This is a genomic window from Capnocytophaga sp. oral taxon 324 str. F0483 (assembly GCF_000318315.2).
GTDB classification, from domain to species: Bacteria; Bacteroidota; Bacteroidia; order Flavobacteriales; family Flavobacteriaceae; genus Capnocytophaga; species Capnocytophaga ochracea.
On record NZ_KB291519.1, the window covers coordinates 1 to 908 of the forward strand.

Here is a 908-nt window from a genome sequence, read left to right on the forward strand (position 1 = left end):
GATATTATGGTATTTGCCCTAATGGATTTCCTATCTTTTTTGATGAAAAAAACCAAACCGATTTGCATTGCACTACCGAACGTATTCAGGCAAATAGTTTCCAGAGTTCTCATTACATTGTGTTAAGTATTGCTCCTTACCAAAGGACTCCCATAGGAATTCCTAATCCTAACGAATATCCTTTGCGACACCCTTACACACAGCCTATTTTACAGCTAAGCCTTGCAGAAAAAGAAGATGAGGTTATTGAGAACCCTTACTGTGTGATAGTAGGAATACTTACCAAGCGGAAAGATGAATATTACAGTATAAGCGAGCATTATATACCTCCTTCGTTATCAATGGATGCACATTTATTACTAAAAGGTTATGCTCAAGATTATTTTAAAAGATTAAGTACTATCACTGAATTAGCAAAACAAATAATCACTAAAATAATTTCACAACCTCACCCGAATGCTATTGCTGAAAATGTTTTAACGCTGTGCAGTGAGCTTACAAAATATCTTTATGCAAATGATTTTGGGACAGAACCCCGTATTTTGCAGAGTTCTCCGCTAAGAGTATATGAGCAGGTAAGAGGCCTGACAGGGGTGTTACTCTCGGTTCTATTATGTATTCACAGTAAAGAGAAAGAAATACTTTTTAAATATTTTCAGGAGTGGAATGGCTTTACGCCTTACACACTTGAACAGCTACTACAAAAGTTTTACAACCAAAAATATGAACACCTTCAACTTCAAAATGTTATGGAAAGGATTGGAGAGGTACTTAAGCACCTTGAAGAATTGCTGAGAGTACTCTCAGGATTAGATATTATTGGACAACACCGAGAAAGCATTGTAATATCGGAAACTAAATCTTAAACCATATAATCTATGACAAATGAATATTATTTTACTGTAGAA

Annotated in this window: 1 protein-coding gene; it reads left to right on the forward strand. The window is 35.1% G+C overall.

The window, feature by feature from the left end:
- Nucleotides 1-866, forward strand: an 866-nt coding sequence (locus HMPREF9072_RS12345; protein WP_009410932.1) for a hypothetical protein, incomplete at its 5' end; no start/stop codon positions are given.
- Between the last annotated feature and the right edge of the window lie 42 nt (nt 867-908).